At 49.0% G+C, this 10,000-nt stretch carries 8 protein-coding genes; 2 read left to right on the forward strand and 6 right to left on the reverse strand.

What is annotated here, in order from left to right; all coding sequences use genetic code 11:
- The 3 genes from LDL35_RS03400 to LDL35_RS03410 all read right to left on the reverse strand — a co-directional run.
- A partial coding sequence (locus LDL35_RS03400) for a response regulator (RefSeq protein WP_304019496.1) occupies positions 1-437 on the reverse strand: 437 nt, incomplete at its 3' end.
- The gene (locus tag LDL35_RS03405) at positions 434-2,728 is read right to left on the reverse strand and encodes a histidine kinase dimerization/phosphoacceptor domain -containing protein (protein WP_304019498.1); all 2,295 of its coding nucleotides are present in this window, start codon (positions 2,726-2,728) and stop codon (positions 434-436) included. The genes LDL35_RS03405 and LDL35_RS03400, both read right to left, overlap by 4 nt.
- Before the next feature lie 60 nt (positions 2,729-2,788).
- Positions 2,789-4,225 (reverse strand): PAS domain S-box protein, encoded by a 1,437-nt coding sequence (locus LDL35_RS03410; protein ID WP_304019500.1) that lies wholly within the window; start codon positions 4,223-4,225, stop codon positions 2,789-2,791.
- 283 nt (positions 4,226-4,508) lie between these two features.
- Between LDL35_RS03410 and acs the strand changes: the two genes are divergently transcribed.
- Together acs and LDL35_RS03420 are read left to right on the forward strand one after the other, a co-directional pair.
- Complete coding sequence (gene acs / locus LDL35_RS03415) at positions 4,509-6,398, forward strand: acetate--CoA ligase (RefSeq protein ID WP_304019502.1); 1,890 nt, start codon at positions 4,509-4,511, stop codon at positions 6,396-6,398.
- Between the two features lie 36 nt (positions 6,399-6,434).
- Positions 6,435-7,676, forward strand: a complete 1,242-nt coding sequence (locus LDL35_RS03420) for an OFA family MFS transporter (RefSeq protein ID WP_304019504.1) — start codon at positions 6,435-6,437, stop codon at positions 7,674-7,676.
- A gap of 118 nt (positions 7,677-7,794) precedes the next feature.
- Here the strand turns inward: LDL35_RS03420 and LDL35_RS03425 are convergent, their stop codons facing one another.
- The 3 genes from LDL35_RS03425 to LDL35_RS03435 form a co-directional block, all read right to left on the reverse strand.
- Positions 7,795-7,983, reverse strand: coding sequence for a hypothetical protein (locus LDL35_RS03425; RefSeq protein WP_304019505.1), 189 nt, complete (start codon positions 7,981-7,983; stop codon positions 7,795-7,797).
- Positions 7,984-8,008: 25 nt separating this feature from the next.
- Positions 8,009-8,260, reverse strand: a complete 252-nt coding sequence (locus tag LDL35_RS03430) for a hypothetical protein (protein WP_011448706.1) — start codon at positions 8,258-8,260, stop codon at positions 8,009-8,011.
- An 85-nt stretch (positions 8,261-8,345) separates the two neighbouring features.
- Positions 8,346-10,000 (reverse strand): DHH family phosphoesterase (locus tag LDL35_RS03435; protein ID WP_304019508.1); only part of this gene is annotated, 1,655 nt, incomplete at its 5' end.

Raw genomic sequence — 10,000 nt, forward strand, 5'->3', positions numbered from 1 at the left:
ACCTTCCTCTCCGGAACCTGTGTTGGCTCTTCAGGCTCATTTCTGGCAGTGGTCGTCCGATAGAGTTTATGCTTGTGCGCAACCATCTCGATATTGCTGTAGAGTTCCCGCTCTTTGAATGGCTTTATCAGATATCCGAACGGTCCGGACTCAACCGCTCTTTTAATAGTATCTTCATCAGAGTGGGCGGTCAGGTATATACTCGGAATATTAAATTGCTGGTAAATCTGTTTAGCAGTCTCAATACCGTCCATGTCTCCCTGGATACGGATATCCATGAGGATCAGATCCGGACGTTTTTCCCGTGCGATCTCGATAGCTTCCCTGCCGTCAAAGGCACTGCCTACCACTTCATACCCCAGTTCTTTCAGGGTTTTCTCCAGCATCACTGAAGTTACTGCCTCATCTTCAACGATCAGGATACGCCGCTGACTCATGTTTTTATCCTGCCTTCCTCCATCTTTGGAAATGTTATCGTGAATGTCGCCCCTTTTTCACTGCTAATCTCGAGTTTTCCCCGTAACTGGTGGGTCAGCTGGGACGTCAGTTCCATGCCAAGGGACTGGCTTTTTCTGACATCGAAATCCTTTGGAAGGCCCCGTCCATCATCTGATACCTGTAAGCGATACGAGGATGCATCCTGGGTAAATGAAATTCTGATCTCCCCTTCCCCATCCTGTTGAAATGCATATTTCACTGCATTCATGATAAGTTCATTCAGAATCAATCCGCATGGTATACACCGCTCAATGTCCAGCACAATATCGGGATCAACCGAGACACGAAGGTTCAGCCGTGCAGATATCCCCTCATATTCCTGTTTAAAATGATCAACCAGTCTGCTTATATATTCTTCTACCCGGATCTTACCAATATCTTTTGAGTTATATAAGAGCTCATGTATGGATGCCATGGTATAGACCTGGTTCCGACACTCCTGGATGATCTCCGCTGCCCGGGGATCCTGGATTCTCATAGACTGGAGTTTTAAAATCCCGGAGATTATCTGCAGGTTATTTTTTACCCGGTGGTGCACTTCCTTGAGCAGAAGTTCCTTTTCATGGAGAGATGTGATGATCTGCTGCTCGGTCAGTACCCGGTTTGTTACATCATTATAGATTAGAAATATTTCAAGGTCAGTTCGTTCATAACCCACCGGAGAACTGCTGAGAAAGATATCAAAATACCGCTTCCCATACGGGTAGGTGATAGCACATTTCTGCAGAGTACGGGATTTCTTATCCTCAAGCATCCCGGTGATCGCTTCCAGCAATTCAGGATCAGCCTTTTTAAATAATCCCTGAAATGTGATACCTATCAATTCAGTCTTCTTTTTTTGCTCAGTCTTTTCTGCAGCACTATTCAGATCAACAAGTATGGTATTCCTGATGGTCCCGTCACTTTTAAAGATAAGACATCCTGCAGCCATCAGCATAAAAAGTGTTTTCAGCCTGGTATGGAACATCCGGACCTGGTCATCAAGAGCTTTCTGTCTGGTGATGTCCATAATGATCCCTTCTATTCCCGCAAGGTTTCCATCAGCATCTACGATACCGGTCCCCTGCTCAGATACCCACCGGTACTTGTTATCCCTGGTCGTAATCCGGTATGTGAGTCTGAATCGCACATTCTTCTGGACCGCCCGGGTGATGACCTCAAGGATCCTGACCCGGTCCTGAGGATTGATAAAGGAGCCCCATGAACGAACGGCGTTATGCATAATATCCCTGGGGTAGTATCCGGTCAGATTAAAGACAGCCTCGCTGACAAACTCCATGGTCCGTTCTTCATCGATGTGTCCCTGGTATACCATACCGGGAAGATTCCGGATCATGGCTTTCATCCGGTTCTCACTGGTCCGAAGTGCCTCTTCTGCGAGCCGGTCCGATATATACCCGGATACCTGCACGACGATATCGGTGATAAATCGCTGAAGAGAGAGGCCATAGGTCTTAAGCGGAGATGATGTGAAGATATGCACACCGCCAATGGTCTTCCCATGATGACTCATTCCGAATATTCCATCAGAGCGGATACCCTCACTCTCAAACAGGATGGGAGTGACTGCCCGAATATCCTCTTCATCACGGAAGATCGGAGTCTTCTGCTGAATGACCGAATGAAGCATCTGCTGTACCTGTGACTGGACCCGTTTACTGGAATAGTGTTCAGAAGAACCGCTGATGATTGCAACGTTCAGATTTTTCTCTTCAAAGAGATAGATTGCAACACCCTCCATCCCGGAGACATCGAGGATGGCACGGGTGCAGATAAGAAGCGTCTCTTCAAGGCTTTTGGCATTCGCATTGGCAAGAGCTAGATCACGCTGTATCTTCAGATTTTTCTCTGCTCTGAAGAGTTCAACGGCTTTTGTGACATCATGAGCCAGTTCGGCAAAGACAACCTGGGGGAGGTTCTCTTTCTGCACATAAAAGTTCGCTCCGCTGTTCATCGCTTCAATTGCGATATCTTCCTTCTCCCTGATAGTAAAGAGGATAAAGGGAATTGCAGTATCAATCTCCCGAATCTTTCGAAGAAGGGTGATCCCATCCATCTGTGGCATGGAATAATCAGATATGATCGCGTCCACCTGCTGGCTCTGAAATATCTCCAGGGCTTCTTTTCCTGATTCGGCAGTTATGGTATAAAAACCATATTTCTGCTCGAGAATGCGCCGTTCGAGATCAAGGAGATCTGGTTCATCGTCAACCAGGAGAATGCGTATCATCTGGCTACTTCAGAATGAGCTATGCAGTCAGTTAACGATATTGATCGGTGGAAAGATCCATCACCTGATCTCTCTTGCAATAGAACAAAACAGCGTCATCGGGCCGGCGGTGAAAAATGTCCGGGAGACCTCAACCGGAATGATAGTCCCGTCCCTGCGGACATGGGTTGAAGTCACCCGCGATATCCCCGGTTCCTGCTCTGCCTGCTCCCACATCTCTTCCCAGATCTCCGGGGTAATCTCCTGGTTGATATCAAAGACCGATATTACTGCTATCTCGTCCTTTGAATATCCAAGCAGTCTGCAACTGGTCTCATTAGCCCGCCAGAGTCTTCCGGATCGTTCAAAGAGGAGTATTGAATCGGATGCATGGTTAAATGCGGCCTCGATGATGAGAAGTTCACGTTCTATCCGTTCTCTTCGTGCTATCTCCTTCATCAGATCCTGGTTTGCCTGCCGCATCTCCTTGGTTCGTTGTTTCACCAGAGCCTCAAAACTGGCATGGAATGTATTGAGTTGTTCTTCGAGGTGTTTTTCCCGTGAGATATCATGGCCCACGGCAAGATACCCGGAGAGTTTTCCATCCTGTGTGAAAATGCCACGATAGGTCCATTCTTCAAAGGCCATCATCCCATCCGGTTGTATTGCCTTAAATGTGATGGTCTGGGATGGATTGGTTGGTGTAATCTCCCGTTTCATCTTTGAGAGCCGTTCGAGATCCTCGTGAGATATCACCGGTTCATAGGGGAATCCAAGAAGTTCTTCCGGCTTTCTATCCATCCTGACACAGAAGGGATGATTAACCCTCTTGAGAATTCCCTCCGGAGTACAGCTGAAGACAAATTCGTTCAGATCTTCAGAGACAACCTTCAGTTCCTTCTCACAGGTCTCTACCTCCTTTCGTGCCATGGCAAGATCGGTGACATCCTGAATCAGGAAAGCACAGCCGGCCCGTCCGTCATCAAAAACCACCGGGATGATGCGGATATGGAGATTTTTCTGGTCTTTCTTATCAGGAGTTGTGATATCTATCTCTGCAAAAGATCCAAGGACTGCCCGCTTGCATAAATCGTCCATCGCTTCATCATACAAAGGAGATAATTCCTTGTCGGTGAGTTCCACTCCGGTGATATCCCCTTCAATTCCATATGCTGCAAGGTCTGATGAGAAATCCTTGACCGTGAGTCTGGTTGTGAAAAGGATGAACGGGCCGTCATAAAAACTGCGAAGCACTGAGGCCGGCACCCGCCTTGACAGGTGGTATACCTTTGAGGTTCCCATGATCCGGAGATCGACATCACCTTTCATCTGAAGCATATCCAGATATTTTGCTGCAGTTGTCCGGTGCAGATGTAACTGTTTTGAAATATCGGTTATTGAAAGTCCTTGTGGAGAACCATGCAGTAATTCTTTAATGGTCTGGATCTCCTCGTAATCTCCAATCATCTTTCTTCTCCTGTCTGCCCCGGTAGGGATGAGAATGTCGTACATAATCATCCGGTTTCCTCCCTGATAAATCTGTTCAGAAGGAGTAACTTTTACCAGGACCTTATTATGGTACGATTATTACATATTTGTGACAATTATCTGTAATAAAGACCTCTTTATTCAGATTCAAATGTACAACAAATATGTACTACGTATGCAAAAAATTAATTCATACGCAAACCTTCTATTTTCAGATGCTTAGCATACTCTCGAGAACTGGTACCGGCACGATTAAAAGGTACCCTGGAATGAACGACGAGCAATCAGGTTTCATACTACGTGGAGTAGGATAATGTCCGAAGATTTTGAGGTCATTTTACATACGAAGTCATATCTTCCTGATCCGGAGTATAAGGCCCAGTCACACCTGGGGGATTATCATACAGCCTATCAGGAGTTTTTGAAAAATCCTGAGGGGTTCTGGGACCGGATGGCCAGGGAGATTGAATGGATGAAACCCTGGGACAAGGTCCTGGAATGGGATTTTCCATATGCCCGGTGGTTTTCAGGCGGGACCCTGAATATCACCACCAGTTGTCTTGACCGGCATATCAAGGCCGGGAGAAGGAATAAACTGGCCCTCATCTGGCGGGGTGAGGATGGCGAAGAGCGGGTGTACACCTACCGGCAGTTGCACCGTGATGTCATGCGGTTTGCAAATGCTCTGAAAAGGCTTGGTATGCAGAAAGGAGATCGTATCTGTTTTTACATGCCGCTGGTGCCTGAGCATATCATTGCACTGTTAGCCTGTGCCCGGATTGGTGCGGTTCATTCTATCGTATATGCGGGGTTCGGAGCCGAAGCACTCCATGCCCGGATTCGTGATGCAGAGGCAAAAGTGGTTATCACGGCAGATGTCGGGAAACGCCGGGGGAAGGTCATCTCACTTCGGAGCATCGTTGATGATGCCATCAGGAACACACCAAGTGTAGAGAAGGTCATCGTCCTCTGTCGGGAGAAATGTTCGGTAGAGTTGTACTCTGAGATGGAGGAGGATTTTTACAGCCTTCTTGAAGGTGTGGATACCGACTGCCCGCCTGAAGAGATGGATGCAGAAGATCCACTCTTCATCCTCTATACCAGCGGGACAACCGGGATGCCGAAAGGGATTGTCCATACCTGTGGCGGGTATGCGACCGGAGTTCATTATACCACCCGGTATATCTTCGACCTGAAGGAGAATGACGTCCTGTGGTGCACGGCAGATACTGGCTGGATCACCGGACACAGTTACATCGTCTATGGCCCTCTCTCTGCCGGGGCTACGGTGGTCATCACCGAAACGACTCCTGACTGGCCTGATCCTGGCATCTGGTGGAGTATCATCGAAGAGCTTGGCGTTACGATATTTTACACGGCACCGACAGCAATCAGGATGTTTATGCGGGTCGGGGAGGAATGGCCGAATAAATACAACCTTGACTCGCTCCGGATCATCGGATCAGTCGGTGAGCCTCTCAACCCGGAGGCATTTGAGTGGTATTACCGGGTCATTGGAAAGAACCGGATACCAGTCCTCGATACCTGGTGGCAGACCGAGACCGGAATGCACATGATCACAACCCCCCTTGGTGAGCCGATGAAACCAGGGTTTGCCGGGCTTCCGGTTCCGGGGATTGAGGTTGATGTCGTGGACAAGGATGGGAATAGTATGCCACCAGGACAGGGCGGTCTTCTGGTCATTAAAAAACCCTGGCCGTCCATGATGCGGACCGTATACCGGAATGACGAACGATATCGCAAGTACTGGAACCAGATACGAAACTATTACACCGCAGGAGACCTGGCTGTCAAGGATAATGACGGGTACATCATGATCCTGGGCAGGTCTGATGATATCATCATCGTGGCCGGTCATAATCTTGGGACCGCGGAGGTCGAATCCGCTCTTGTAGAGCATGAGGCAGTTGCAGAAGCGGCGGTTATCGGTGTTCCGGATGAGATCAAGGGCCAGGCGGTTAAGGCATTTGTCATTCTGGTCAAGGGGTACGAGCCAAGCCAGAAGCTTGTGTCTGAACTGACCTATCATGTGAGGATGAGTGTCGGGCCGATTGCCATGCCGGCCTCGATAGAATTTGTCAATTCTCTCCCCCGTACAAGAAGCGGGAAGATTATGCGAAGAATCCTCAAAGCAAAGGAGATGAACATGGATCTTGGTGATACCTCCACGCTGGAGGAGTAAGCAGGACAAGGGGTAAAAATGACAGAAGAATTAAAGATGACAGATACTGGTACTACTCGTATATGGGGGATTGAGGCAGAGAAAGGCAGATGGATCCTGGTTTTTCTCGGGATGGTTATCAATCTCTGTCTGGGAACGGTGTACTCATGGTCCGTATTTGTCGGACCGCTGACCGAATATTTTACAAAAACCCTCGGGCAGGCGGTGACAGCAAGTGAGATACTCATGCCCTTCTCGGTCTTTTTGGCATGTTTCGCGATAGCAATGCCCCTGACCGGTAAGTACCTTGATATCTACGGTCCCCGGAAGATCATCATGGCCGGTGGAATTCTGACCGGTCTTGGATGGATTCTGGCGTCCTTTTCCAAGTCGGTTCTGATGCTTTACATCCTGTACGGTGTTATTGGCGGACTTGGCGTTGGTATTGCCTATGGTGCCCCGGTTGCAGCTGCTGCCAGGTGGTTTCCTGATCGGCGGGGATTTGCTGTCGGACTTGTCCTGCTGGGATTCGGGTTTTCCGCATTCATTACCGCAAATCTGGCAGGTGTGCTTATCGGGATGACCGGGGTCATGGGAACGTTCAGGATATTTGGCATCGCATTTATCATCCTGACTCTTCTCCTGGCTATACCGTTCAGATTCCCTCCATCTGGCTGGACCCCTACGGGATTTACCGGATCTGCCGCCACCGCCGGGCCTTCATGTTCGATAACCCTGCCGGAGATGGTCAGATCAGGACGATTTTATGCTCTCTGGATCTGCTATTTTATCGGCTGCCTTGCCGGTCTTATGGCGATATCCATATCAAAACCGGTCGGTTCAGAGGTGGTCGGGATAGAGGCAGCTCTTGGGACCATGCTTGTCGGGTTCTTTGCCATCTTTAATGGTGGAGGGCGCCCGGTCTTCGGGGCTCTGACTGATAAGATAAATCCCCGGAATACGGCAATCGTTTCGTTTCTTCTCATCGGAGGAGCGTCTCTCCTGCTTGCATCCGTCCCGTCAGTCCCGGTCTATATCATTGCCTTTGCCCTGTTATGGGGGTGTCTTGGGGGCTGGCTTGCAATTGCTCCGGCATCTACCGCCCGGTTCTTCGGGACCGGAGACTATCCGCGATGCTATGGTGTCATCTTCCTTGCCTATGGGGCAGGGGCGATTGCAGGACCACAGATAGCCGGATACATCCGTGACGCAACCGGTTCCTATCTTGGTGTGTTTCCGGTTGTTGCAGTGCTGGCCGTCATCGGGATCATAACAGCCTTCTTCATGAAGGAAAAATAAAAATTTTTGGCGTAGTTCTTTGCCTTGAAAAACAATCTGTGAGAAATGATTGGTTCTATTAAGAACTTTCACCGGTTCATCTGCCTGGTCCGGTTTTCCACAGAATACTTCTAAAATTTCAGACTTTTTCAACCGTGATCTTCACCCGGTCACCTGGCTGAAGTCCATGCCCCTTTGGGACATCGATGTTAAACCAGAGGGTTTTCGGATCATTCTGGGTGTTGTCCTGTGACATCAGGCAGTCTTTAAACTCATTAATGTCCCCGACAAATTCCAGTTCTGATTCAAATGAAATGATCTCCTTCATACTTATGCGTACGGGAAAAAAGGATTTAATTCTTTACCGGGGATACCATCCAGGTGGTGCTGTTTGAATAGCTCCACTTGACTATGGTAAGTTCCTGACAGATATCTGCAAGAATTGCCATGTTGGTCCCCACTTCCTTGGAAGACAGCCCCAGGTCTTTTGCAATGTACTTGGACTTGAAGTAATGTCTTCCTGATTCGAGCCCTTTTCTGAGATAGGTAATAAGACGCGACTGCGTCTCGTTGTACTTCTCTCTAAATTTTATGTGTGATGGCATTATGAGACCTCCATCAGCGTACTTTACACATTCGATTGCAGGAATTTAAAGTTACCTTAATTATCATGATTTATCATGAATAATTTCAGACCGTTGGAAACTCTCCAATTTTCTCTGATAAACGTGCAATAACCTCTTCCCGCATTCCTTCGACAAATTTTATGCTTCCGACGACCAGATGACCACCGCCGTTCACTCCTGCTCCTGATATCTCTTCACGGAGTTCGCGGACCATCTGCGGGATATTCATGAGCACACCGCGGGACCTGAGCACCACAAAATCAGGCCCGAATCCGAGCGTGACAACAGGTTCTCCGGCGTATTGCTGGCATAACCGGTCATGGACCTCCCCGCATGTTTTTCCCGGTGGCGGGAAGGTGAATTTGTGAGCATGAATCTCCACATCAATCTGGAAGAGGTGCGCTCCATTCGGAAGGGTTGATGCAAGCACATGCGGCATGCAGGTCTTTACCTGTTCACCAATAGCAAATTCAGCTTCAGCTACCAAGAGATCAACCATGTTCCGGTACCGGTCATGGTCCCCGTTCAGGTCCAGAATGTCCTTGATGAGTTCTTTCCCATCGTTAAATCTGAGATAAAACTGGATGTAATCAAGTGCCAGTGCAATCTTTCTGCAGTCCTCCTCTGAGTACCGGTCTGCTACCAGATCCAGGTATTGTTGCCGTTCAGGTGCCTCGCTTCTGTCTGCTACGCCTGCAACCGCTGCGATATGGCGCACCTGGTGGTCAACTTTCGGGAAGATAAGCCGGGCAATCTCGGTTCCCAGCATCCCAGCCGTGATCCCGTAATCGCCATCAACGTGATAGGGGTTTACATGGGCATTGAGATACTGGTCCACAATCTCATCCGGGTGATGGTGATCAAAGACGATCATCGGGATCCCGTATACCTTTGCCATCTTCATCGCCGGAAGATCTTCTTCTGTTGAACCATTGTCGGTCAGCATGATGAGCGGCATCTTCTGTCCGAATCTGATGTTATCACGGGTTGCATAATCCAGGTCACGGACGATGTCTTCTATCTCATAGAATGGTGCCTTTGACGGAGCACGTTTAAAGAGGTAGTTCGCCGTATCATAGTCCCCGCCAGAGTCGTTTATAAGTGCAACGACAGCCTGTTCGATGGCAACCGCTGAACAGATCCCGTCGGCATCGGCATGGTGACGAAGCAGAATCGGCTGGGCGGTAAAGACAGCACGACGGATCTGTTTTGCAATCTTTCTCATCTCCGGGCGAAGCCGTTCAAGGACTGGGCTGTCGATTAACATGGGGATATCGGCAGGTTCTGCCCGGTCATCAATAGCCTGTTCAATCCGGTCAAGCACCTCTTTTGCCTCTGCTCCGTGCAGGACCTCAAGCCGTGCCAGTTCAACCTGGACCTGGCCGCCCCGCATCATCACATCACCGGTTGCCCGGACGGTATCACCTTGGTTTACATCAGGGAATGCACGTTTACCTGCCTCGATAAACCCAGCGGCATTTTCAGTGCCACTCTCATCAACAAGGGTAAAGATGGTCGGTCCTGAGGTCTGCTTAATCTGGGCTACCTGACACTCAAGCGTGACCGTTCTTCCGACTTTTTTCCCCAGTTCCTCAAGTTTTGTTGTCCGTCGCTTGCACACGACCGGCTGAATCTGATATGATGAGATGACGATCTCTTCAAGGTCAATATTTCCATTGTCCCGGATATTTCCTACTCTTACAATAACGGTGTCACCCT

It is taken from the genome of Methanospirillum hungatei (genome assembly GCF_020216685.1).
Classification (GTDB): Archaea; Halobacteriota; Methanomicrobia; order Methanomicrobiales; family Methanospirillaceae; genus Methanospirillum; species Methanospirillum hungatei_B.